Genomic DNA, 23,690 nt, shown 5'->3' with positions numbered 1-23,690 from the left:
CATGGTCCGTCAGTGCTCATGCCCGCCCAACTGATTTCCGTGCTCGTGCGGCTCGTACCCCGGGATCGTCCCGTCTGCCTTCTTGACCAGGAACAACCCCACCATCCCCATGTCGGAATGGCTCTGGACATGGCAGTGGTACATCCACGCGCCCGCCCCGACCCCCTCCCCCGCGATCACCTGGAACCCGAACGAGTCCGCCGGGCCGACGATCTTGTTGTCGATGACCTGGCTGGGGTCGTCGGGCCCGGTGAGCATGCCCGTGCGGTTGTCCGCCCAGCGGTGACCGTGCAGGTGGAAGGTGTGGTAGTACTCGCCGTGCGTGATCATCACGAACTCGACGCGATCGCCCACCGTCGCCTCGAAGTCGGGCCCGCTGTGCGCCGGCTTGTTGTTGATCAGCATGTCGTTGAAGACGATGGTGTGGGTCGCGTCCGGGAGGATGTCGCCCTTGCGCCGGACGATCACCGGGCCGTAGAGCCCCTTGCGGATGCCGCCCGTGCCGTGCTCGGTGCCGGCGACGTGGTCGTGGTAGTGCCAGTACCCGGCGCTGCCCGCCCGCCAGGTGCCGTCCTTACGGCGGCCGGGGACGTGGGTGCGCCAGGTGTAGGTGCGGGTGCCGCCGGGCTCGACGTCGCTCTTGTTCAACTTCGTGCCGTCGCTGGTGATCTCGTAGTCGAGGCCGTGGACGTGCAGGCTCACCGGCACGTCCATCGTGTTCTCGAACTCGACGTGCAGGGTGTCGCCCTCGTTGAGCTCGATCAGCGGGCCGGGGATCGTGGCCTTGCCCTTTTCGAGGCCGTAGCCCATCTGCCCGTCGGCGAGCTTCTCGGCGTACAGCTTGATGTGCCTGACCTCGCCGCCGGCCGGGGCGGTCCGCGGTGGCGTGTCGGCACCCACGGCTTCGGGCACCGACGCAAGGGACAACGATGTCGCGACGGCAGCGCCGCCCAGCAACACACGCCTGTTGAAGGCACGCCGGTCGAAGCCACGTCTGTCGAAGCTGCCCTTGTTCATGCCGAACTCCCTACGGCGGTACGGAAATTACGGGGATGAACCGGTGAGACGGTACCGGCCACTCCCCCGTTTATCCACACTCAGGACAAAGTTGGCCCCAGTACGGCCATAGGTATTGGCGAGTCGTTCAAAGGGGTCTAGCTTCCTTGTCGCTGTTGCTGTGACCGTGGAGGTGCCCATGCACTTACGAGGGTTGAGCACGACAAGACAGACCTGGGTGGCCACTGTGACCACCGGGATCGTCGCCGCCGGTCTGATGTCCGCCCCGGCGGCCGACGCACGCCCGGTCCCGGAGCCACCCCTGACAACGATGTCCGTGAAGTCGCCGCCGGGCGGCGCGAATGTTCGGGTGCTCATCTTCCACGGGTCCGCGGCCGCCGGCGACGAGTCGCCTCTGGTGAACGCCGGCATCGGGGCGATCGAGAAGATCGGCCTGTCGGGTCCGACCGACCAGCGTTTCAAGGTCGAGGCCACGAACGACGCCTCGGTCTTCACCGATGACACCGAGCTGGGCCGTTTCAACGCCATCGTGTTCCTGACCGGCGGCGGCGACGTCCTCGACCCCGAGCAGGAGGCGGGCCTGGAGGCCTATATGGAGGCGGGCGGCGGTTTCGTCGGCATCCATGACGCGGCCCGCGCCGAGCCGTACTCGGACTGGTTCACCGGTCTCGTCGGCGCCCGACCGGCGGGCGGGGGCCCGACGAACGTCCAGCGGGCGGTCGTCGAGGTCGGTGACCGGCAGCATCCGGCCACCAAGGAGCTTCCGGTTCAGTGGAAGCGGCCGGACAAGTGGCTGAACTGGGCGAAGAACCCGTCGGGTGCGGTGCATACCGTCGCCCGGGTACGGGAGTCGAGCTACCAGCCCGGCACGAGCGCCAACGGCTGGGACCATCCGGTGAGTTGGTGCCGCGACTACGACGGCGGCCGCTCCTTCTACACGGGCATGGGCGGCACGGTGTCGTCGTACGACGAGACCGACTTCCGTACGCATCTGCGCGGCGCCCTGCTGTGGACCACCCGGCTCGCGCGGGCCGACTGCAAGGCGACCATCACCGGCAACTACAAGGCCGAGCGCCTCACCCAGGCCAACCAGCCGGGTCAAAACGACCAGATCGGCGAGCCGCACGGCCTGGTCACGGCCCCCGACGGGCGTGTGCTCTACATCGGCCGGGGCGGCGCCGACTCCTCCCAGCCGGTGATCACCGACTGGAACAACCCGGACATCGGCAAGGGCAAGGGCGAGATCCACGTCTACGACCCGAAGACCAAGAAGGTCACCCTGGCAGGGGCATTGACGGTCTTCGGGAACAAGGGCGGCGGCGATGAGCTGATCAAGGTCGAGGAGGGGCTCCTCGGCATCGAGCTGGACCCGCGCTTCGAGGAGAACGGCTGGGTGTATCTGCACTACACCCCGCACGCGCAGATCAACCGCGACACGAGGATGGCCGAGCGGCGGGTCTCCCGCTTCACGCTCGACCTCGCCACGAACAAGCTGGACCTGGGCAGTGAGAAGGTGCTGCTCAAGTGGCCCGTGCAGATCCACAGTTGCTGCCACGCGGGTGGCGGGATGACCTGGGACTCCCAGGGCAACCTGTACATCGCGACCGGCGACAACAACTCCAGCCGCTTCAGCGACGGTTACTCGGGCAACAACCCGGAGCCGAATTACAAGGGCGTGTCCTTCGCCGACGCGCGCCGCACCGCCGGCAACACCAACAACCTCAACGGCAAGATCCTGCGCATCCACCCCGAGCCGGACGGCACGTACACGCTGCCGGAGGGCAACCTCTTCACGGGCCGGGAGACGGACGAGGGCGGCGGCAAGACGCGTGGCGAGATCTATGTGATGGGGGTCAGGAATCCTGCCCGGATCTTCGTCGACAAGCAGACGGACATCCTGTACGCGGGCTGGGTCGGCCCTGACGCGTCGGCGCCCTCCACGACCTGGGGCCCGGCGAAGTACGACACGTTCGCCGTCATCACCAGGGCGGGCAACCGGGGTTGGCCGTACTGCATGGGCAACAAGCAGCCCTACCGGGACCGCAATCTGCCCGACCCGACCAAGCCGCTGGGCTGGTACGACTGCGACCACCCGAAGAACGAGTCGCCGAACAACGACGGCCTCGTCAACCTCCCGCCGGTCACCGGCAACAACATCTGGTACTCGCCCCAGGGCGGCGCCCCGGACTTCCCACGCGATGCGAACGGAGTCCCGTCGTACAAGCAGGAGGAGTCCACCTATCTGCTGCCGTGGCTCAAGGGCGGCGGCCAGGCCGCGATGAACGGGCCGGTGTACCGGTACGACGCCGTCTCGGCCACCAGTGACGTCAAGTGGCCGGCCTACTGGGACGGCAAATGGTTCGTCGGCGACTTCTACGACGCCGACCAGCCGCGCAACGCGGTGATCACCGACCCGAAGACCCACGGTGACGGCGGTCTGCCGGTCCACTCGGAGTCGCTGAAGAAGATCGTGCCGATCGGCAACGACGGCATCAAGAACCTCATGGACTGGAAGTTCGGTCCGGACGGCGCGCTGTATGTGCTCGACTACGGCCGCGGCTTCTTCACCTCGGACGCCAAGTCGGCACTGTGGCGGGTCACTTACACAGGCGGTGCGCCGACTCCGGCCGCCGACCGGTTGGCGAGGGGGACGCAGTGACACGGCAACGAAGAATGTGGACGGCCCTGTTGGCCGCGATGCTCGTGGTGCTCGGACTGCAGGCGTTGCCCGCGACCGGCCGGCCGCAGAGCCGGGAAGCCGCCGCCGAACAGGTCCTCACCTGGACCGCCGGTGACGACATCACGAAGTACGGCTCGGCACCCGCGACCGCCGTGGCGGGCACGGCGACGATCGTCTTCGAGAACAGCACGGCGACCGGCAACACCACCGGAATGCCGCACACGTTGACGTTCGACACCTCCGACCCCGAGTTCAACAACGACGTCCAGCTCAACATCCTCGCCAACCCGAACGACGACCAGGGCGGCCGCCACACCGCCGAGGTCACGCTCACCCCCGGCCGGTACCGCTACCACTGCACGATCCCCGGCCACGGCCAGATGCAGGGCATCCTCGTGGTGACCGAGGGCAGCGGCGCGGACACGACGGCACCCGAGGCGACAGCCCACGTCAGCGGTACGCAGAACTCGCAGGGGCAGTACGTCGGTTCGGCGAGCGTGGCGATCCACGCCACCGACGAGGCGGGCGGCTCCGGGGTCGACCGCCTCGAGTACGCGGTCGGTGACGCGGGCGCCTGGCAGCCGTACACCGCTCCGGTCGTCGTCGACCAGGTCGGCACCCACAAGATCCGCTACCGCGCCCTGGACAAGGCGGGGAACGTCTCCGCGGAGAAGAACGTCGAGTTCACGGTGGTGCCACCGCCCACCGACGACACGACCGCGCCGGAGACCTCGGCGACGGTGAGCGGCGAGCGGAACCCCGACGGGACGTACATCGACATGGCGACCGTGACCGTCTCCGCCTCCGACACCGGTTCCGGCGTCAACACGATCGAGTACGCGATCGGCACCGGCGCCTGGCAGCCGTACAGCGCGCCCGTGATGGTGCACGAGGTCGGCGCGCATACGGTGCGCTACCGGGCCGCCGACAAGGCGGGCAACGTCGCCACCGAGAAGAACGTGCAGTTCACGGTCGTGGCGGCGCCCCAGCCGGACACGACCCCGCCGGTGACGGGCGTGACCGTCGAGGGGACGAGGAACTCGTCCGGGGCGTACATCGGCAACGCCGAGGTGACCGTCACGGCGACCGACGAGCACGGCTCGGGTGTCGACCGGATCGAGTACTCGATCGACGCCGGACCGTACCTCGCGTACGGCGCCCCGGTGGTCGTCGACCGCGCGGGCACGCACACCCTCGCGTACCGGGCGACGGACAAGGCGGGCAACACCTCCGCGGCCCGCACGGTGACCTTCACCGTGGTGGCCGGCCAGGTCCCGGCCCCCAACTGCCCGGAGTTCGACGAACGGTTGACGGTGATCGTCGGCACGGTCGACTCGGGTGTCCCGAACCGGCTCACCAACAGCCGGTGCCGGATCAACGAGTTGATCGAGGACGAGAAGGAGTGGACGTCCCACGCCCTGTTCCTCAAGCACGTGACAACGGTCCTGGACGGACTCCTGAAGGAACGGGCCTGCGACCAGCGCGAGTACAACGCCGTCCGCAAAGCCGCCCGTCAGTCCGGGATCGGCGAGCCCGGACAGACCGAGGGCTACCGCACGATCCTCGACGGCAGCGCGGAGTCGTTCGCCAAGTGGCAGCAGGTGGGCGGCGGTTCGTTCGCGCCCAACGGTGACGGGACGATCACCAGTGGGACCACCAGGCCCGGGCTGGGCATGCTGTGGTTCCCGGAGCGCAAGTACGGCGACTTCTCGCTGCGGCTCCAGTGGCGGGACGACGCTCCGGGCACCGGCAACGCCAACTCCGGCGTGTTCGTCCGCTTCCCCTGGGTCCACGACCACCCCGAGGAGTCACGGCCCGAGTGGGTCGCCATCAAGTACGGGCACGAGGTGCAGGTGCTCGACCGGCCCGACGGCGACATGTACAAGACGGGCTCGGTCTACGGCTTCGACCGGGTGGGGCTCGCCGGTGCCGGCGTCACCCAGAAGGGCACCTGGAACGACTACGAGATCCGCGTGGTCGACCAGCACTACTCGGTGTACCGCAACGGCGTGCTGATCAACGAGTTCGACAACACCGGCGGCCAGGACTTCGTCCCGCCCCGCTCGGACGACCCGGGCACGGACGGGCGCCGGTTCGCCTCCGGGTACGTCGGGCTCCAGGTGCACGGCACGACCGACGTGGTGTCCTACCGGGACATCCGGATCAAGGAGCTCTAGCTCCAGCTCCAGTCACAGCCGGGGCTCCCGCCCGGCCCGTTGTCAGTGGCGTACGGCATGCTGTCGATCGGTGGCAGCCGCCGTGCGCCACTGCGCTACGGGAGGAAAGACGTGTTCACGGGGATCGACGACGTCGACTGGGCGTCGATGGGGCATGCGTACACCGACTCGGCGACCGATGTGCCGGACCTGCTGCGGGACCTGGCCTCGGACGACCCGGCCTGTCGGGAGATCGCGCTCGACGGCATGTACGGGGCGCTGCACCACCAGGGCGATGTGTACGCCAGCACGGTCGCGTGCATACCGTTCCTCTTCGAGCTCGCGACCACTGCGTCGGTCGCCGACCGGGGCGCGGTCGTGCATCTGCTGTGCAGCATCGCGGGTGAGCGGGAACCCGACCCGGAGGAGATCGGGGGCCTCTTCGAGGACGAGGAGGAGGACGCGGCGTTCGTCCAGCCTTTTCTGGACGCCTGGGCGACGGTTCGGGGGCGCGCGGACGTCTTCTTCGGGCTGCTCGCGGATCCGGACGCCGAGGTGCGTGCGGCGGCCGCCGCGGCGCTGGCCCATGTGCATCCGGATCCGGCACGCGTGCTCGGCGCGCTGCGGGAGCGGCTGACCGTCGAGCGGGATCCTCAGGCCGTGGGCGCGCTCATCCATGCGATCGGCAGGCTGGGCGCCGACCACAGGGACGCGCTCGGAGCCGAGGCGGGCGCGGTACTGCGCGAGGTCGTGGCCGTCGAGTCCCGACCGGAGCAGCGTCTGGCGGGCCTGGTCCAACTGGCGCGCTGCGATGTCGCGTCGCTGCCGGAGGACCTGGTGGAGACCGTCCTGGACATCATGGAGCTCGCGTGCGAGCAGGACGGGGCCGGGCAGGACGAGGCCGGGCAGGAGCGGCCGGACGCGCCGGAGCGGCCCCGCACGGACACGATGGTGTCGCACCTGCGCGAGCTGGAGGCCACGCAGCGCCACAGCGTCGACGCATCGAGGGCCGGCGACCTGCTGGAGGAACTGCACTGGGCACTCGATGATCACACGGAGCCGAGACTCGATCTCCTCGTCGGGCAGTTGCAGACCCCGGACTGGGGACAGCGCATGGCCGCGGTCGACATGGCGGGCGCGCTGCTGACGGGGTGGCGGGCGCCCGACGACCTGCCGGTCGTACTGCTCGCCCGCCAGCTGATCGAGCACGAACCCCGGCTCTCACAGCGGGCCCTGACCGAGCTGTGCCACGTGGCCCCGATCGCACAGGTCATCGCCGATGTCCTCGCGATGTGCGTACGGGAGTGGGACGACACCTGGGAGCCGGGCGACTGGGAGGGGACCCTCTTCGGCAAGGCGCTGGAGGCGCTCGCGCTGCAGGGCGACGTACGGGCCGTCCCCGCACTGGCCGAGGTGCTGGCGCGGGAGGGCACCGTCCCGGAGGACCTGGGCGAGTGGGTCGAGCGGATCGGCCGTGAGGCCGCGGCCCCGCTGGGACCGGAGCTGCACCGCCGACTCGTGGCACTGTCGTCGGACCGCCGCACCCCTTCGAAGGAGCGCCTGGTCGCGGCGCTCGGTGTGCTCGCCCACCCCGAGTCGCTGCCGCTCCTCGTCGAGATGGTCGAGCCCGGTATCGGGCGCATGTCCATGTGGTCACTGGCGCGAGCCCTCTCCCGGTACGGGTCGGCGGCAGCCGAAGCGGGGCCCCGGCTGCGGGAGTTCGTCGCCACGGCGTCCGTGCCGCTGGAGATCCGGCTGGGGGCGGCAGCGGCACTGCCGGCGGTGGGCGGCGAGGGTGAGCCCCTCCTGCCCCTGGTCCGTCAAGGCCTGGAGTCGGACGAGTGGTTGGAGCTGTCGCCGGCCCTGAAGGCCGCGGCCGCGCTGGGCCCGGCCGCCGCGCCGCTGGCTCCGCGGCTGCGGGAACTGCTCGCGACGCGCGACGCGCATACGGACGTGATCGTGGCGTTGTGGAAGACCGCCCGGGACGTGGACGAAGTGCTGCCGATGCTGCTCGACAAGTGGACGGCCTCCCCTGGCGCCCGGCCGACCGCCGCCGCCTGCCTGATCGAGATGGGTCCGGCCGCCGCGCCGGCCCTCCCACTGATACGTGAGGAGCTGTCCTCCCCCCGTCGCCACAGCAACGTCAGCCGTGCCGACGACAGTTCCGCCACGAACACCCGTTACGACGTCGCCGCGGACGAGGGACTGCTGAGGGACTGCCGTCGGTTGGTGACGCTCGCAGAGTCGCCCTAGTCCGTCCCGCCCGGTTCCTTCTTCGCCCGGCTCGGCTGTACCCGCTTGGGCTCCCCCGGCATCTTCGGATACTCGGGCGGGTACGGCAGATCGCCGAGGCCGTGGTCGCGTTCGTCCTTGTTCGCCAGCTCCAGCAGCGCGTCCAGCGAGAAGCGGTGGTCGTCCATGTCCGCGTGCACGTCGCCGAGTTCGGCGAAGCGCGCGGGCATGGTCGCGATGTCGAAGTCCTGGGGGTGGGCCTCGCCGACCTCCTCCCAGCGCAGGGGGGCCGAGACCGGGGCGTGCGGGCGTGGTCGTACGGAGTAGGCGGAGGCGATCGTGCGGTCGCGTGCCGTCTGGTTGTAGTCGATGAAGATGCGTTCGCCCCGCTCCTCCTTCCACCACTTGATCGTCACCTGCTCGGGCATCCGGCGTTCCATCTCGCGCCCCACCGCGATGGCGGCGCGCCGGACCTGGGTGAACGTCCAGCGCGGCTCGATCGGCACGAAGACGTGCAGGCCACGGCCGCCGGAGGTCTTGGGCCAGCCGCGCAGGCCGCCGAACTCCTTCAGGACGGCGCGCAGTTCGTGGGCGGCGCGGACGGCGTCGTCGAAGTCGGTGCCGGGCTGTGGGTCCAGGTCGATGCGGAGTTCGTCGGGGCGGTCGACGTCGTCGCGGCGGACCGGCCAGGGGTGGAAGGTGAGCGTGCCGTACTGGGCGGCCCACAGGACGGCGGCCTCCTCGGTGGGGCACATCTCGTCGGCGCTGCGGCCGCTGGGGAAGGTGATGTGGGCGGTGGGGATCCAGTCGGGCATGCTCTTTGGCGCCCGCTTCTGGTAGAACCACTCGCCGGTGACGCCGTCCGGGTAGCGCTCCAGGGTGGTGGGGCGGTTGCGCAGGGCGCGCAGGATGCCGGGGCCGACGGCGACGTAGTAGCGGGCGAGGTCCAGCTTGGTGAAGCCGCGCTCGGGGAAGAAGACCTTGCCCGGGTTGGACAGGCGAACGGTCCGACCGCCCGCTTCCAGTTCCACCGCTTCGCCCATGCGAGCCACGGTAGGCCGACCGGGCACACCTCGCACACCGGGCGGCACCGCCCGTGTGCGCGCAGAATCGGAGCATGGACCTGCCGGTGATGCCGCCCGTGAAGCCGATGCTCGCCAAGTCGGTGGCGAAGATCCCGCCGGGCATGCAGTACGAGGCGAAGTGGGACGGCTTCCGGGCGATCGTGTTCCGCGACGGGGACGAGGTCGAGCTGGGCAGTCGTACCGGAAAGCCGCTGACCAGGTACTTTCCCGAGCTGGTGGCGGGGCTGAAGGAGCGGTTGCCCGAGCGGTGCGTGCTGGACGGGGAGATCGTCATCGCGCGGGAGGGGCGGCTGGACTTCGACGCGCTCACCGAGCGCATCCACCCGGCCGACTCCCGGGTGCGGACGCTGGCCGAGCGGACCCCGGCGTCGTTCGTGGCGTTCGACCTGCTGGCGCTGGCGGACGAGTCGCTGCTGGAGGTTCCGCTGGCGGACCGGCGGGCGATGCTCACGACGGCGTTGTCCGGGGTGACGGCGCCGGTGCACGTGGCGCCGGCGACGACCGACATCGACACGGCCCAGGGGTGGTTCGAGCAGTACGAGGGGGCCGGTCTGGACGGTGTCATCGCCAAGCCGCTCTCCCTGCGCTATCTCCAGGACGAGCGGGCCATGTTCAAGATCAAGCACGAGCGGACGGCGGACGTCGTCGTCGCGGGCTACCGCCTCCACAAGAGCGGGCCCGTCGTCGGCTCGCTGCTGCTCGGTCTCCACGACGACCGGGGCGCCCTGCAGCACGTGGGCGTGTCGGCGGCGTTCCCCATGAAGCGGCGCGCCGAGCTGATCGAGGAGCTGGAGCCGCTGCGCATGGAGGATGCCACGGGGCATCCCTGGGCGGCCTGGGCCGACGAGGCGGCGCACGAGTCGGCCCGGCTGCCGGGCGCGCCGAGCCGCTGGTCCGGCAAGAAGGACCTGTCCTGGGTGCCGCTCAGGCCGGAGCGGGTGGCCGAGGTGGCGTACGACCACATGGAGAACGGGGTGCGTTTTCGGCACACGGCCCGCTTCCGCCGCTGGCGCCCGGACCGCAGCCCCGAGAGCTGCACCTACGCGCAGTTGGAGGAGCCGGTGCGCTACGACCTCGCGGAGATCTTCGCGCCACGGGCCTGACCGGGAGCAGGTCCGACCTGGAGCAATCCGACCGAGAGCAGAGCACAGGGCGAGTCAGGGCTTCATCAGCACCTTCACCGCGCCCTCCTGCTTGCGCTGGAACATCTCGTACGCGTGCGGGGCATCGCTCAACGGCACGCGGTGCGTGGCGAAGTCGTCCACGCCGAGGGGATCCTCGTCCGTCAGGTACGGCAGGATGTCGTCGGTCCAGCGGCGCACGTTGGCCTGCCCCATCCGGAGCTGGATCTGCTTGTCGAACAGGGTGAGCAGCGGTATCGGGTCGGCCGTGCCGCCGTACACGCCGGACAGGGAGATCGTGCCGCCGCGCCGCACCAGGTCGATGGCGGTGTAGAGGGCGGCGAGCCGGTCGACGCTGAAGCGTTCGGCGAGCGGACCGCTCAGCTTGCGCGGCAGCATCGCCGAGGCCTGTTGGGCCAGCCGCGCGGCGGCGCTGCCGTGGGCCTCGGTGCCGACCGCGTCGATGACTGCGTCGGGACCGCGGCCGTCGGTCTGGTCGCGGATGGCGGCGACGAGTTCCTTCTCGTCGTCGAAGCTCCTGAGGTCGTACGTCTCGACACCCCGCTCGCGCGCCCGCCGCAGCCGCTCGGGGACCAGGTCCACGCCGAACACCCGCCCGGCGCCCCGCACCTGGGCGACCCGGCAGGCCATGTCGCCGATGGGGCCGAGGCCGAGCACGGCGATGCTGCCGCCCTCCGGGATCTCGGCGTAGCGGACCGCCTGCCAGGCGGTGGGCAGGACGTCGGAGAGGTAGACGAACCGGTCGTCGGGCGGCCCTTCCGGGATCTTGATCGGGCCGAACTGCGCCTGCGGGACACGTAGGTACTCCGCCTGGGCTCCCGGCACCGCGCCGTACAGACGGGTGTAGCCGAACAGGGCGGCGCCCATGCCCTCGCCGGTGACCTGGGTGGTCTCGCACTGGGTCGGCAGCCCGGTCAGGCACATCCAGCAGTTGCCGCAGGCGATCTGGAACGGCACCACGACCCGGTCCCCCGCCTGCAGGTCCGGCACCCCGGCGCCGACCTCCTCGACGATGCCCATCGGCTCGTGCCCGAGGATGTCCCCCGGTGTCATGAACGGCGTCAACACCTCGTACAGGTGCAGGTCGGAGCCGCACAGCCCGGTGGACGTGATGCGGATGACCGCGTCCGTCGGCTCCTGGATCGTCGGATCGGGCACGTTCTCCACGCGCACGTCCCGCTTGCCCTGCCAGGTCACTGCCCTCATCGCCCGCGCTCCCTCCGTCACGTGTGCGCGTCCGCTCGTGCGGTGGCCGCCCGGGTACCCCTGCGCTTCTCCGCCGAACCGCTCGGACGGCGGACGACACGCACCGCGGACCGGCCGGTCGGCCGGAGGCCGGAACCAGCGACGTATGGCGTCCTATGAACTGATAAGTGCACAATTAACTACACGGACGGGGCGGGTGGCTGCGGGTGACGACAGTGGGCAGGCGACCAAAGGCGCGCACAAGACGCGCCACGACCATGGCGGGGCTGCTGGCGGCCGTCCTGACGGCTTCCCTGGCGGCCGGCTGCACGACGGCCGACGGCCCGCGCGACGACGGCCGCGGACGGGAGCGTCCGCCCTCCCCAGGTACGAGCGAGACCCACGTGAACGGCGCCTCGGTGCTGGCCGTGAAGATCGACAATGTCCGCGCCGCCCGGCCCCCGACGGGCCTGAACGCGGCGGACATCGTGTACGTCGAACAGGTCGAGGCCGGGCTGAGCCGCCTGATGGCGGTGTACGCACAGCAGCTGCCGGAGGTCATCGGGCCGGTGCGCAGCGCCCGCGAGAGCGATCTGGAGCTACTGGGCCAGTTCGACCGGCCGATGCTCGCCTTCTCCGGTGCGCAGGGCAGGCTCCTGCCGCTGATCGGCAGCGCACCACTGCAGGCGAAGCCGCCCGAGAAGGCGGCCGACGCGTACTTCCGCGGCACGGACAGGCCCTCGCCGCACAACCTCTATCTGCGACCCGGCCGGCTGATGTCCTCCGCCCCGGGCACCTCCGTCCTGACGACGGGCTTCCGCTTCGGCGCGGCCCCCGCGGGCGGCAGGCCCGAGACCTCGCGGACGGTGCACTTCCCGGCGGCCCGGTTCGACTTCACCTGGTCCAAGAGCCAGGACCGCTGGCTGGTCGCGATGGACGGCAACGCCGCCAGGACGACGGACGGGAAGCGGGTGGCGGCCGGCACGGTCGTCGTGCAGTACGTGAAGGTACGCAGGTCCGACTTCCACGACTCCGTCGGCAACTACACGCCGTACACCGAGACCGTGGGCTCCGGGCGGGCACAGGTGCTGCGCGACGGGCACGCCTACGACGTCAACTGGAAGCGCCCGAAGGCCACGGACGGCACCACGTTCACGACCGACGACGGCAAGCCGATGAACTTCCAGCACGGCCAGGTGTGGGTGGTGTTCGCGAAGGCGTCCTGAGCATGCCGGGCGTCCGGGCGACGATGCTCGACGATGCTTCCGAGTGAACAGGCTTCGGGCCGCGTGTCAGCCTTGCGTGACGAGGGGTTCCGCCGGGTTGCGGAGCCCCTCGGCCGCGTCCGCGACCCGTCGGATCAGGTGGAAGAACAGCGTCTGCTCCTCGACGGAGAGCGGGGCCAGGAAAACCTGGTTCATCCGGGCCGTGCGGACGGTCAGCTTCTTGTGCGTGCGCAGCCCGTCGTCCGTCAGACGCAGCAGGAAACGTCGGCCGTCCTGGGGGTCACGGACCTTGTCGAGCAGCCCGCGGCGGCCGAGCCGGCTGATCACCTCGGCGATGGTGGACCGGTCGAGCCCCACCCGCTCCCCCACCGTCCGCTGGTCCAGGCCCGGCTCGGCGACGAGCGCGTTGAGGACGGCGAACTGGGGCGAAGTGATCTCCTCGGAGACCATCGTGTTCCACAGCAGGTAGTGCGCCTGCTGGAGCCGCCGGGCGAGGTGCCCGGGGTGGGTCGTGAGGTCCACCGCGGCCATGTGCGCTCCCGAGGTCGAATTCGTTGGTGTACTGAACGATAACCGCACACACCCATCCCTGTCTCCCTCCCCCACCTTTACCTGACCTGCATAGATGCAGAAGCCTTGACGCCCGGCCGCTCCAGTGGCAGCGTGAGGGAAAGCTCGCTGAAATACTCAGTGCCCTGAGTAATTGGAGAGATGGAGCTTACGGATGGACAAGGTGGTCGCCACAGCCGCTGAGGCAGTGGCCGATGTGCCCGAGGGCGCTTCGCTCGCGGTGGGCGGTTTCGGGCTGAGTGGTGTGCCGAACGTGCTCATCCAGGCCCTGTACGAGCAGGGCACCGGCGGACTGTCGGTCGTCTCCAACAACTGCGGGGCGATGGACTCCGGCCTCGCGATCCTGCTCGCGGCCGGGCGGATCGCCCGAGTGACCGGCTCCTACATCGGCGCCAACAAGGAGTTCGCCCGCCAGTACCTGGCCGGTGAGCTGGAGGTCGAGATGATCCCGCAGGGCACGCTCGCCGAGCGGCTGCGGGCGGGCGGCGCCGGGATCCCCGCGTTCTTCACGCCGGCCGGGGTGGGTACGCAGGTCGCGGACGGCGGGCTGCCCTGGCGTTACGACGGCCAGGGCGGCGTCTCGCTCGCCTCGCCGCCGAAGGAGGTGCGGGAGTTCGACGGCGTCGAGTACGTACTGGAGCGGGGCATCCGTACCGACTTCGCCCTGGTCCGGGCGGCGAAGGGCGACCGGCACGGCAACCTGGTCTTCAACAAGTCCACCCGGAACTTCAACCCCCTCGCCGCCATGGCCGGGCGGGTGACGATCGCCGAGGTGGAGGAACTCGTCGAGCCCGGCGAGCTCGATCCGGACGCGGTGCACCTGCCGGGGATCTTCGTGCAGCGGGTCATCGCGCTCACCCCGGAGCAGGCGGCGGACAAGCAGATCGAACGGCGCACGGTTTCTGCGCCTTCGGCACGAGGAACGGTGAGCCAGTAATGGCGTGGACGCGGGAAGAGATGGCCGCGCGGGCCGCACGCGAGCTTCAGGACGGGCAGTACGTCAACCTCGGCATCGGGCTGCCGACGCTGATCCCGAACTATCTGCCCGAGGGCGTGGAGGTGATCCTGGAGTCGGAGAACGGCATCCTGGGCACCGGCCCCTACCCGGCCGAGGATCAGGTCGACCCCGATCTGATCAACGCGGGCAAGGAGACCGTCACCGTGCTGCCGGGGGCGTCCTTCTTCGACTCGGCGCTGTCGTTCTCGATGATCCGCGGCGGGCACATCGATGTGGCCGTGCTGGGCGCGATGCAGGTGTCTCAGGCCGGTGACCTGGCGAACTGGGCCATCCCCGGAAAGATGATCACCGGGATCGGCGGCGCGATGGACCTGGTCCACGGGGCCCGCACGGTCATCGTGGTGATGACCCACACCGCCAAGGACGGCTCGGCGAAGATCCTCACCGAGTGCGCGCTGCCGCTCACGGGCAAGGCCTGCGTGAACCGGGTCATCACCGACCTGGGCGTGATCGACGTGACACGCGACGGGCTGGTGTTGACCGAGGTCGCGCCCGGCGTGGCCGTCGACGAGATCATCGCCAAGACCGACGCCAAGCTGACGATCGCGGAGGGCCTGCTGTGAACCCGGTGTACATCGTCGACGCGGTCCGCACCCCGGTCGGCCGCTACAACGGCGCCCTCGCCTCCGTCCGCCCGGACGACCTCGGCGCCCACGCCATCCGCGAACTCCTCGCCCGGACCCCCGACCTGGACCCGTCCCGGATCGAGGACGTCTACTTCGGCAACGCCAACGGCGCCGGCGAGGAGAACCGCAACGTCGCCCGCATGGCCGCCCTCCTCGCCGGGCTCCCCACGTCCGTGCCCGGCGTGACCGTCAACCGCCTGTGCGCCTCCGGCCTCGAAGCGGTCATCCAGGCGGCCCGCGCCATCGCGGTCGGCGACGCCTCCATCGCCGTGGCCGGCGGGGTGGAGTCGATGACCCGGGCGCCCTACGTGCTGCCCAAGTCCGACAGGCCCTTCCCGGCCGGGCACACCGAGCTGTACTCCACCACCCTGGGCTGGCGCATGGTCAACCCGCAGATGGAACCGCGGTGGACCATCCCACTCGGTGAATCGGCCGAGCTCATCGCGGAGAAGCACAAGATCGGCCGCGAACAGCAGGACGAGTTCGCCCTCGCCTCCCACCGCAAGGCCGCGCGCGCCCAGCAGGCGGGCCTGTTCGACGCCGAACTCACCCCCGTGCCGGTCCCGCAGCGCAAGGGCGAGCCGGTCGTCCTCGCTGCGGACGAATGCGTACGGCCGGACGCCTCGTCGGCGGCGATGGCGAAGCTGAAGCCGTCGTTCCGGACCTCGCGAGGCACTGTCACCGCGGGCAACGCGTCTCCGCTCAACGACGGTGCCGCGGCACTGCTGTTGGTCGACGAGGAGGGTCTCGCCGCGACCGGTCGCGAGCCGCTCGCGCGGATCTCGGCGACCGGTGTCAACGCGCTCGACCCCGACTACTTCGGGCTCGCCCCCGTCGAGGCCGTCAACCGCGCCCTCGCCAAGGCCGGCAAGGGATTCGCCGACCTGGACGTCCTCGAACTCAACGAAGCCTTCGCCGCCCAGGTCCTGGGCTGCGTCGCCGAATGGCCCGAGTTCGACCCGGCCGTCCTCAACCCCCAGGGCGGCGCCATCGCCCTCGGTCACCCACTCGGCGCCTCCGGTGCCCGCCTCGCCGGCACGGTCGCACACCAGCTCGCCCGCAAAGGCAGCGGAACCGGCGTCGCCACCCTCTGCATCGGCGTCGGCCAGGGCCTCGCCCTCGTCCTGGAGCGCTAAGAACCCCCCGAGGAACCCTCATGACTCTCACGCAGCACGACATCGACCAGGAGATCGCGGCCGAGCACGCCGCGTACGAGAAGCGGGTCGCCGACGGAGCCCCCGTCGAGCACCAGCCGCGGCGCGACTACGCGCCGTACCGCTCCTCGGTCCTGCGCCACCCCAAGCAGCCGCCGATCGCGATCGACGTCACCAAGGACCCGGAGCTGGTGGAGCTGTCCTCCCCCGCCTTCGGCGAGCGGGACATCACCGAGATCGACAACGACCTCACCAAGCAGCACAACGGCGAGCCGATCGGTGAGCGGATCACCGTCTCCGGCCGGCTGCTGGACCGCGACGGACGCCCGATCCGCGGCCAGCTCGTCGAGATCTGGCAGGCGAACTCGGCGGGCCGCTACGCCCACCAGCGCGAGCAGCACGACGCCCCGCTGGACCCGAACTTCACCGGCGTCGGCCGCACGCTGACGGACGACAGGGGCTTCTACGAGTTCACCACCATCCAGCCGGGCCCGTACCCGTGGCGTCAGCACGTCAACGCCTGGCGGCCGGCGCACATCCACTTCTCGCTCTTCGGCACGGCGTTCACCCAGCGGCTCGTGACGCAGATGTATTTCCCGAGCGACCCGCTGTTCCCGTACGACCCGATCATCCAGTCGGTGACGGACGACGCGGCCCGCGGGCGGCTGGTCGCCACGTACGACCACAGTCTGTCGGTGCCGGAGTTCTCGATGGGCTACCACTGGGACATCGTGCTCGACGGGCCGAACGCCACCTGGATCGAAGAAGGGCGCTGACCTGCCATGACGAAGATCGACACGAGCCGTCCGGAGACCGTGCTCCCGACCCCGTCGCACACGGTGGGCCCCTTCTACGGCCACGCCCTGCCCTTCCCCGGCGGCGGCGACATCGCCCCGATCGGCCACCCCGACACGATCGCGCTTCAGGGGTACGTCTACGACGGCGAGGGCAACCCGCTGCCGGACGCGTTCGTGGAGCTGTGGGGTGCCGACCCGGACGGCAACGTCCCGCAGGTCGACGGCTCGATGCGGCGTGACCCGGCGAGCGGCGGCTTCCTGGGCCGCAACGGCGTGGAGTTCACGGGCTGGGGCCGGATCCAGACGGACGCGGGCGGCCACTGGACCGCGCGGACGCTGCGGCCCGGGGCGCGCGGGCAGAGCGCACCGTACCTCAGCGTGTGCGTCTTCGCGCGCGGGCTGCTGGTGCATCTGTTCACCCGGATCTACCTGCCGGGCGACGAGGAGGCGCTCGCCGCCGACCCGCTGCTGTCCCGGCTGGACGCGGAACGCCGCGACACGCTGATCGCGGTGCACCAGGGCAACGGGACATACCGTTTCGACATCCGCCTTCAGGGCGAAGGCGAGACGGTCTTCCTGGAGTTCCAGTGACACCACCTGTCGATCCCGCCGCATCCCCCGAACCCGCCGACCTCGACACCGGCCTGCTCGCCCCCGGGTGGGCAGGCTCCCCGGCCGCGACCGCGACGAGCGACACCGCCTACCTGCGGGCGCTGCTCGACGCGGAGGCCGCGCTGACCCGGGCCCAGTGGGCGCTGGGGCTGGCCCCGGCCGAGGCGGCGACGGCGGTGAGCGAGGCGGCCGACGGGCACAGCTTCGACGTGCGGTCCCTCGCCGAACGGGCCCGAGCGGGCGGGAATCCGGTCATCCCCCTGGTCGCGGATCTGACGAAGGCGGTCGGTGACGCGTACGGCCCCTACGTCCACCGGGGCGCGACCAGCCAGGACATCATGGACACGGCGACGATGCTGGTCGCCGTGCGCACGCTCGATCCGGTCCTCGGCGACCTCGGCCGTACGGAGCGGGCGCTGGCCCGGCTGGCCGCCGAGCACCGCGACACCGCGATGCCGGGACGGACGCTCACCCAGCACGCCGTACCGACGACGTTCGGGCTGAAGGCGGCCGGGTGGCGGGCGCTGGTGCTGGACGCGCGGGACCGGGCAGCGGCCGTACGGGACTCGCTGCCCGCCCAACTCGGGGGTGCGGCGGGGACGTTGGCGGCCTTCGGGGCGTACGGCGCGAGCGATCCGACCGCGCTTGTGGCGGCGTACGCCCGCGAACTCGGCCTCCGCGCGCCCGACCTGCCGTGGCACACCCTGCGCACGCCCGTCGCCGATCTCGCCGGCTGCCTCGCCTTCGCGGCCGGCGCGCTCGGCAAGTTCGCCGTGGACGTCCTCACCCTGTCCCGCACCGAGATCGCCGAGGTGGTGGAAGGCAGCGGCGGCGGATCGTCCGCCATGCCGCACAAGTCCAATCCCGTACGGTCCACCCTGATCGCGTCCGCAGCGCGGCGGGCACCTCAGCTCGCGGCCACGCTGTACGGGTCGCTGGCGGCGGAGGACGAGCGGCCGGCCGGGGCCTGGCACGCGGAGTGGGAGCCGCTGAGGGAGCTGCTGCGGCTGGTCGGCGGGGCCGCCCGGGATGCCGTCGAACTGGCCGAGGGGCTGCGGGCCAGACCCGAGGTCATGCGGGAACACCTGGATCTCACCCACGGGTTGATCGTCTCCGAGCGGCTGTCCGCCGAGCTGGCGCCGGTGCTGGGGCGTGCCCGTGCCAAGGAACTGCTCACCCGGCTGGCGTCCGAGGGAAAGCCACTCGCTCAGGCACCGGAGCTGGCGGACGTCGACCTCGATCCCACGCACTACACCGGCTCCGCGGGAGCCCTCACCGACCGTGCTCTGGAGCGACGTTGACCACCAAACTCCTCAACCACCGTGCCGAAGGGCCCACTTCCGCGCCCCCGCTGCTTCTCGGACCCTCGCTCGGCACCTCGTACGCCCTGTGGGACAAGGTCGCTCCCGAGTTGTCGATCACCCATCGGTTGGTCCGCTGGGATCTGCCGGGACACGGCGGCTCGGCTGCCGATCTCATCGGGCCGGGCGCGACCGTCGGCGACCTCGCCGACCTGGTGCTCGCGCTCGCCGACTCGCTCGGCATCGAGCGGTTCGCGTACGCCGGCGTTTCGCTGGGCGGCGCGGTGGGGCTGCATCTTGCCGTGCACCGTCCCGAACGGGTCTCCTCGCTGGCGGTGATCTGTTCGTCGGCGCACTTCAACGGGGCTAAGCCGTGGGAGGAGCGGGCCGCGCTGGTGCGGCGCGAGGGACTGGCCGACTTGGCCGAGGGCGCGAACGCGCGCTGGTTCACGGCCGGGTTCACCGTGCCGAGGCTGGTCGAGGACCATCGGAACGCCGATCCGGACGCGTACGCCGCCTGCTGTGACGCGCTGGCCGCGTTCGATCTGCGGGACGAGCTGGCGTCCATCACCGCGCCCGCGCTGCTGATCGCCGGGCGCGACGATCCGGCGACTCCGCCCGCGCATCTGCGGGAGATCGCGGACGCCGTGCCCGGTGCCGCGCTCGTCGAGCTCCCGGGGGCCTCGCACCTGGCGCCGGCACAGTGTCCGGAGGCCGTGCTGACGGCACTGCGGGCGCACTTCCACGGAGCGGCCGGGAGCGCCAAGCGGGGCATGGAGGTGCGGCGCGAGGTGCTCGGCGACGCCCACGTCGACCGGGCGCAGGCCCGGCAGACCGCCTTCACCGCGCGCTTCCAGGACTTCATCTCGCGCTACGCCTGGGGCGAGATCTGGACCGACCCGACACTCACCCGCCGTGAGCGCAGCATGATCACCCTGACGGCGCTGGTCGCGCACGGCCACTACGACGAGCTGGCCATGCATGTGCGGGCGGCCCGGCGCAACGGGCTGACGCCGGAGGAGATCGGGGCCGTACTGCTGCAGACGGCCGTGTACTGCGGGGTTCCGGCGGCGAACTCGGCGTTCGCGGCGGCCCAGCGGGTGCTCGCGGAAGAGGAAGGGTGACCCTGCTGGTCGTAGCTTCAGCAGCACCTCGCACATGCCTCCACCACGTGTCTACGGTGGAGGCATGTCCACGATTCTCCTCACCGGCGCCACCTCCGGTCTCGGCCGGCACGTAGCCTTCGAGCTGGTCCGCTCGGGGCACGTCGTCCTCGCGCACGGACGCGACCCGGGCCGTACGGAGCAGCTGGTCGAGGAGCTGCGCACCGAGGGTGACGCCGAGGGGTTCGTCGCCGATCTGGCCTCGCTGAAGCAGGTGCGCGAGCTGGCCACGCATGTCGCCGACGCGCATCCCGACCTGGACGTGCTGGTCAACAACGCGGGCGTGGGAGCGGGCGCGCCCGGCGCGGGACGCGAGCTGAGCATCGACGGACACGAACTACGGCTCGCCGTCGACTACTTGGCACCGGTGACCCTGACGCGCGCCCTGCTCCCGGTACTACGCGCGAACACGCCCGCCCGGATCGTCAACGTGGGCTCGGCCGGCCAGGAACCCCTCGACTTCGACGACGTCGAGTTCCGACGCGGATACGACGGCTTCGCGGCGTACCGACGAGCGAAATTCGCCCTGGCGGCCCATACCTTCGCCCTCGCCGAGGAGTTGACGGGCACCGGTGTCGCCGTGAACGTGCTCCACCCGGCCACCTTCATGGACACGGCGATGGTGCGCGAAGGCGGGGTCAACCCCTGGAGCACGGTGGCCGACGGCGCCCCGGGCGTGCTGGCCCTGGCGACCCAGGACTTGGGCACGGGCGCCTACTTCGACGGCACGAGCCCGTCCCGGGCGCACGAGGGGACGTACGACTCACAAGTGCGGCGGCGGCTGGCCGCGGTCACCGATCAGCTGCTGGCCCTCTGACCCGCCTCACACCACGCCCGACAGCAACGCCGACTCCGCCTGTGCCACCAGCCCGTCCGCACCGCACGACCGCGCCAGCGTCAGCCCCCGCCGGAGTTCCGCGGACGAGCGGGCGACGATGCCGTACTCGACGCGGGCGGCCGCGTGTTCGTACTGGCAGGGTGAGGCCTCCAGGTAGGCGACGGCCTGTTCGGCCAGCCGCACCGCTCGCTGCCCGGTCTCCAACGCGGCAGCGCACCGCAGGGCCTCACCGATCGCGGTGTCGGTGCCGAGACGCTCGGCGTGCCGGCGGACGTCGGTGGCGAGCCGGGCGGCGCGCGGCGGGTCCACGCTCGCGAGGGCGCGGGCCAGGTCGACGGCCCAGGGGACCAGCACCGGGTTGTGGTGACCGCGGACGGCCGCCGCCTTCTCCGCCGCCGCCAGTTCGTTGATCCCCTCCTGGGTGCGGCCGATCGCGAGGAGCAGGCGGCCGCGGACCGAGCGCGGGTCCGGCAGGACGATGGTGGACGGGTAGGGCGGGGCGAAGCCGTACTGCTCGGCGATCTCCCAGGCCTCCTCGACATGGCCGCGGGCGAGCAGGGTGTCGACGAGGTTGCAGGTGGCGGACCAGTGCAGGGGCAGTCGGCGGCCGACGCGCTCGGCGAGCGCCAGCGACTTGCGCAGGGAGGTCTCGGCCTCGTGGAGCCGGCCGCGCCTGCGGTGTCCGAGGCCGACGTAGGCGTGGGCCAGGGAGAGGTGGCCGCCGCTCCAGCCGGCGGACTCGTAGGCGCGCAGGGCCTCGCTGTAGAGGCTCTCGGCGCGGTCGAGCCGGTCGGTGAAGGCGTAGGCGCTGGCGAGCATCATCGGCAGCTCGATGCCCCACTCGGGGTCGGTCCAGCCGAGTCCAGGGGCGAGCCGGCCGTTGACGAGGGCGCGGTCGCACACTTCGACGACCTCCTCGGCGTTCTCGCCGCGGGCCATCGCGTCGAAGCCGCGCAGGATCAGCAGGGCGCGCTCGGAGTTGTCGCGGCCCGTGCAGGTCTTGGCGAGGTCGGCGAGGCGCGCGGAGCGCCCCGGGGAGGTCGCCTCGCCCGCGTGGATGCCCTCCCACATGAACTGCACCGCCTGGAGCCGCAGCTTGGCGGGTCCGGCCGGGTGCCGGGCGGCTTCCGCCTCGACGGTGCGGACGGCCTCCTCCGGCTGGTTGTTGTGGAGCAGCGCTTGGGACAGGCGGACGACGGCGTCGACGCGTTCGCCGCCGTCCAGGCCGGGCATGGCGAGCGCGGTCTGGAGGTGGACGACGGTGGTGGCGGGCGCGGTGAGCAGGGTGGCGCAGCCGAGTTCGTACAGCACGCGCGCGTGAACTTCGGGTACGGGCGGTTCCAGCAGGGCGCGCTCCAGGCAGCGGCGGGCCGCGCCGGGGGCGCCGACGGCGAGGTGTTCGCGGGCCGCCTCGCGCAGCTGCTCGACGAGTTCCTCGTCGCTGTCCGGGTGGACCTCCAGGAGGTGGCGGGCGGCGACCGCGGCTCCGCGTCCGTTGTCGGTGACGACGCGGGCGGCGATGCCGTGCATGGCGGTGCGCAGGGCGTCGGGGATGGAGTTGTAGACGGCGGAGGCGATCAGCGGGTGGACGAACTGCAGGTCGCCGTCGTCCGCCTGCGGGTTGGCGGGGTCGGGCACGGTGAGGATGCGGGCGGTGCGCAGCAGTTCGGCGCACCGCCCGGCGTCGTCGGTGCTCGTCTGGGCCAGCTCCGCCACCAGGTCCACGGTGATCTCGGTGCCGAGGATCGCGGCCGCCCAGGCGAACCGGGTGGCCTCGACGCCGAGGTCCTTGAGCCTGGCGACGAGGCCGCCGCCGCGCGCCGCGCGGTTCAGGGCGCGCAGTTCACCGGCGGCGGACTCGGTCGGCTCGATCTCGCTGTCCTGCACCTTGGCGAGGAGTTCGACGGTCTCGTACGGGTTGCCGCCGGTGACGGCCCAGACCTCGCGGCAGAACGGGGCGTCGGCGTGCTGGCCCAGGGTGGCGCGGGTGAGGCCGGCGGTCGCGTCCGGGGTGAGGGCGCTCAGGTTGGCGACGGAGCAGCCCGCGGCGGCGATCGCGTCGAGGTGGCGGGCGCTGTCGCCGGTGACCTCGCCGGGGCGGCGGGCGACCACGACCAGGACGTTCTGTTCGGCGAGGCGCTCGGCGAACGCGGCGAGCCAGCGCAGGGTCTCCTGGTCGGCCCAGTGGGCGTCGTCGACCAGCAGCACGAGCGGCCAGTCACGCCGGGCCAGTCGGCGTACGGCGGCCACCAGACCGTCGCAGACGCCCTGCGGGTCGGCCTGGCGCTCGCCGGGGTCTGCGATGCCGAGGGCGGGCCCGGCGATGTCGTACCAGTCGCCGAGGTACTCGCGTGCCTCTTCCGGCATCAGCGACAGCAGGGCGGGCTGCAGCAACTGCCGTACGACGTTGAAGGGGACGGAGCTCAGGGTCTCGCTGCCGCGGGCGGACCACACCGTGCAGCCGCGTGCCTCGGCGATGCGGCGTGTTTCGGCCAGCAGCGCGGTCTTGCCGATTCCCGCCTCGCCCCGGAGCACCAGCAGACTGCCCGAGGAGGACTTGTCGGCGCCCAGGGTGTCGAGGGCCCGCTCGACCGCGGCGAGTTCCTCGTCGCGCTCCCACAGGGAGGCCGAGGCGGCCTGTGTGGGCCGTACCTCCGTCATCCCGTTACCTCCCCAAGTCGCCCGATCGACGTACAGACCCCGAGCGTAGCCGTCCGGCTGACTGAGTGGAGGCCGGTCGGGGCACCTGTTGCCGTGATGGGTGACAGCGGGGGCGGGAGGGCGACGCGACAGCCTCGCGACCAGCGTTTGTTGACCTCGGAACCGTCAACCGGCCACGAACGTGACCGAGCCCGCCGCAGGGTCCTGCCGGTCGACACGGAACGTGC

The 23,690-nt window shown here is 71.2% G+C and carries 18 protein-coding genes; 13 read left to right on the top strand and 5 right to left on the bottom strand.

Annotated features, from left to right (window positions below):
• Positions 1–9 precede the first annotated feature (9 nt).
• Positions 10–1,017: a multicopper oxidase domain-containing protein gene (locus AB5J49_RS41070; RefSeq protein WP_369173963.1), complete on the bottom strand. Its 1,008-nt coding sequence runs from the start codon at positions 1,015–1,017 to the stop codon at positions 10–12.
• Between the two features lie 178 nt (positions 1,018–1,195).
• On the opposite strand from AB5J49_RS41070, the gene AB5J49_RS41065 reads away from it, so the two are divergent.
• The 3 genes from AB5J49_RS41065 (at position 1,196) to AB5J49_RS41055 (ending at position 8,106) form a co-directional block, all read left to right on the top strand.
• Positions 1,196–3,676 (top strand): ThuA domain-containing protein, encoded by a 2,481-nt coding sequence (locus AB5J49_RS41065; protein ID WP_369173962.1) that lies wholly within the window; start codon positions 1,196–1,198, stop codon positions 3,674–3,676.
• A gap of 14 nt (positions 3,677–3,690) precedes the next feature.
• Positions 3,691–5,874 (top strand): family 16 glycoside hydrolase, encoded by a 2,184-nt coding sequence (locus tag AB5J49_RS41060; protein WP_369175429.1) that lies wholly within the window; start codon positions 3,691–3,693, stop codon positions 5,872–5,874.
• 111 nt (positions 5,875–5,985) lie between these two features.
• A complete protein-coding gene (locus AB5J49_RS41055; RefSeq protein WP_369173961.1) occupies positions 5,986–8,106 on the top strand; it encodes a HEAT repeat domain-containing protein in 2,121 nt (706 codons plus the stop codon).
• On the opposite strand, the gene ligD is transcribed toward AB5J49_RS41055, so the two are convergent.
• A complete protein-coding gene (ligD, locus tag AB5J49_RS41050) occupies positions 8,103–9,128 on the bottom strand; it encodes a non-homologous end-joining DNA ligase (RefSeq protein ID WP_369173960.1) in 1,026 nt (341 codons plus the stop codon). The genes AB5J49_RS41055 and ligD overlap by 4 nt on opposite strands.
• 74 nt (positions 9,129–9,202) lie before the next feature.
• Here ligD and AB5J49_RS41045 point away from each other — a divergent pair, with 74 nt between their 5' ends.
• A complete protein-coding gene (locus AB5J49_RS41045; RefSeq protein ID WP_369173959.1) occupies positions 9,203–10,273 on the top strand; it encodes an ATP-dependent DNA ligase in 1,071 nt (356 codons plus the stop codon).
• Positions 10,274–10,327: 54 nt separating this feature from the next.
• Here AB5J49_RS41045 and AB5J49_RS41040 read toward each other — a convergent pair whose 3' ends face one another.
• On the bottom strand, positions 10,328–11,518 hold the full coding sequence (locus AB5J49_RS41040; protein ID WP_369173958.1) for a zinc-dependent alcohol dehydrogenase: 1,191 nt from the start codon (positions 11,516–11,518) through the stop codon (positions 10,328–10,330).
• A 257-nt stretch (positions 11,519–11,775) separates the two neighbouring features.
• On the opposite strand from AB5J49_RS41040, the gene AB5J49_RS41035 reads away from it, so the two are divergent.
• Complete coding sequence (locus AB5J49_RS41035) at positions 11,776–12,723, top strand: DUF3048 domain-containing protein (RefSeq protein ID WP_369175428.1); 948 nt, start codon at positions 11,776–11,778, stop codon at positions 12,721–12,723.
• A gap of 66 nt (positions 12,724–12,789) precedes the next feature.
• On the opposite strand, the gene AB5J49_RS41030 is transcribed toward AB5J49_RS41035, so the two are convergent.
• A complete protein-coding gene (locus AB5J49_RS41030; protein ID WP_369173957.1) occupies positions 12,790–13,254 on the bottom strand; it encodes a MarR family winged helix-turn-helix transcriptional regulator in 465 nt (154 codons plus the stop codon).
• 193 nt (positions 13,255–13,447) lie between these two features.
• On the opposite strand from AB5J49_RS41030, the gene AB5J49_RS41025 reads away from it, so the two are divergent.
• From AB5J49_RS41025 to AB5J49_RS40990, 8 genes are all read left to right on the top strand, one after another.
• Positions 13,448–14,230 carry a CoA transferase subunit A gene (locus AB5J49_RS41025; RefSeq protein ID WP_369173956.1) on the top strand — a complete coding sequence of 261 codons (783 nt, stop codon included), beginning with the start codon at positions 13,448–13,450 and terminating at the stop codon, positions 14,228–14,230.
• Positions 14,230–14,874, top strand: a complete 645-nt coding sequence (locus AB5J49_RS41020) for a CoA transferase subunit B (protein WP_369173955.1) — start codon at positions 14,230–14,232, stop codon at positions 14,872–14,874. The genes AB5J49_RS41025 and AB5J49_RS41020 overlap by 1 nt, the downstream gene beginning before the upstream one ends.
• On the top strand, positions 14,871–16,073 hold the full coding sequence (locus tag AB5J49_RS41015) for an acetyl-CoA C-acyltransferase (RefSeq protein ID WP_369173954.1): 1,203 nt from the start codon (positions 14,871–14,873) through the stop codon (positions 16,071–16,073). The genes AB5J49_RS41020 and AB5J49_RS41015 overlap by 4 nt, the downstream gene beginning before the upstream one ends.
• Before the next feature lie 20 nt (positions 16,074–16,093).
• The gene (gene pcaH / locus AB5J49_RS41010) at positions 16,094–16,867 is read left to right on the top strand and encodes a protocatechuate 3,4-dioxygenase subunit beta (RefSeq protein WP_369173953.1); all 774 of its coding nucleotides are present in this window, start codon (positions 16,094–16,096) and stop codon (positions 16,865–16,867) included.
• Between the two features lie 6 nt (positions 16,868–16,873).
• Positions 16,874–17,479: a protocatechuate 3,4-dioxygenase subunit alpha gene (pcaG, locus tag AB5J49_RS41005; RefSeq protein ID WP_369173952.1), complete on the top strand. Its 606-nt coding sequence runs from the start codon at positions 16,874–16,876 to the stop codon at positions 17,477–17,479.
• Complete coding sequence (gene pcaB / locus AB5J49_RS41000; protein ID WP_369173951.1) at positions 17,476–18,801, top strand: 3-carboxy-cis,cis-muconate cycloisomerase; 1,326 nt, start codon at positions 17,476–17,478, stop codon at positions 18,799–18,801. The genes pcaG and pcaB overlap by 4 nt, the downstream gene beginning before the upstream one ends.
• Positions 18,798–19,925 (top strand): 3-oxoadipate enol-lactonase, encoded by a 1,128-nt coding sequence (gene pcaD, locus AB5J49_RS40995; RefSeq protein ID WP_369173950.1) that lies wholly within the window; start codon positions 18,798–18,800, stop codon positions 19,923–19,925. The genes pcaB and pcaD overlap by 4 nt, the downstream gene beginning before the upstream one ends.
• Before the next feature lie 64 nt (positions 19,926–19,989).
• Positions 19,990–20,781: an SDR family NAD(P)-dependent oxidoreductase gene (locus tag AB5J49_RS40990; protein WP_369173949.1), complete on the top strand. Its 792-nt coding sequence runs from the start codon at positions 19,990–19,992 to the stop codon at positions 20,779–20,781.
• A gap of 6 nt (positions 20,782–20,787) precedes the next feature.
• Here the strand turns inward: AB5J49_RS40990 and AB5J49_RS40985 are convergent, their stop codons facing one another.
• On the bottom strand, positions 20,788–23,463 hold the full coding sequence (locus AB5J49_RS40985; RefSeq protein ID WP_369173948.1) for an AAA family ATPase: 2,676 nt from the start codon (positions 23,461–23,463) through the stop codon (positions 20,788–20,790).
• Positions 23,464–23,690 lie beyond the last annotated feature (227 nt).

The organism is Streptomyces sp. R28, assembly GCF_041052385.1.
GTDB lineage: Bacteria > Actinomycetota > Actinomycetes > Streptomycetales > Streptomycetaceae > Streptomyces.
Note: the sequence above shows the minus strand (reverse complement) of the source record. Positions and strands in the feature narration are given on the sequence as shown.

What these genes read in the sequence shown, in the direction of transcription:
- AB5J49_RS41070 (WP_369173963.1), bottom strand. Translation starts at nt 1,017, where the DNA reads ATGAACAAGGGCAGCTTCGACAGACGTGGCTTCGACCGGCGTGCCTTC.
- AB5J49_RS41065 (WP_369173962.1), top strand. Translation starts at nt 1,196, where the DNA reads ATGCACTTACGAGGGTTGAGCACGACAAGACAGACCTGGGTGGCCACT.
- AB5J49_RS41060 (WP_369175429.1), top strand. Translation starts at nt 3,691, where the DNA reads ATGTGGACGGCCCTGTTGGCCGCGATGCTCGTGGTGCTCGGACTGCAG.
- ligD (WP_369173960.1), bottom strand. Translation starts at nt 9,128, where the DNA reads ATGGGCGAAGCGGTGGAACTGGAAGCGGGCGGTCGGACCGTTCGCCTG.
- AB5J49_RS41045 (WP_369173959.1), top strand. Translation starts at nt 9,203, where the DNA reads ATGGACCTGCCGGTGATGCCGCCCGTGAAGCCGATGCTCGCCAAGTCG.
- AB5J49_RS41040 (WP_369173958.1), bottom strand. Translation starts at nt 11,518, where the DNA reads ATGAGGGCAGTGACCTGGCAGGGCAAGCGGGACGTGCGCGTGGAGAAC.
- AB5J49_RS41035 (WP_369175428.1), top strand. Translation starts at nt 11,776, where the DNA reads ATGGCGGGGCTGCTGGCGGCCGTCCTGACGGCTTCCCTGGCGGCCGGC.
- AB5J49_RS41030 (WP_369173957.1), bottom strand. Translation starts at nt 13,254, where the DNA reads ATGGCCGCGGTGGACCTCACGACCCACCCCGGGCACCTCGCCCGGCGG.
- AB5J49_RS41025 (WP_369173956.1), top strand. Translation starts at nt 13,448, where the DNA reads ATGGACAAGGTGGTCGCCACAGCCGCTGAGGCAGTGGCCGATGTGCCC.
- AB5J49_RS41020 (WP_369173955.1), top strand. Translation starts at nt 14,230, where the DNA reads ATGGCGTGGACGCGGGAAGAGATGGCCGCGCGGGCCGCACGCGAGCTT.
- pcaH (WP_369173953.1), top strand. Translation starts at nt 16,094, where the DNA reads ATGACTCTCACGCAGCACGACATCGACCAGGAGATCGCGGCCGAGCAC.
- pcaG (WP_369173952.1), top strand. Translation starts at nt 16,874, where the DNA reads ATGACGAAGATCGACACGAGCCGTCCGGAGACCGTGCTCCCGACCCCG.
- AB5J49_RS40990 (WP_369173949.1), top strand. Translation starts at nt 19,990, where the DNA reads ATGTCCACGATTCTCCTCACCGGCGCCACCTCCGGTCTCGGCCGGCAC.
- AB5J49_RS40985 (WP_369173948.1), bottom strand. Translation starts at nt 23,463, where the DNA reads ATGACGGAGGTACGGCCCACACAGGCCGCCTCGGCCTCCCTGTGGGAG.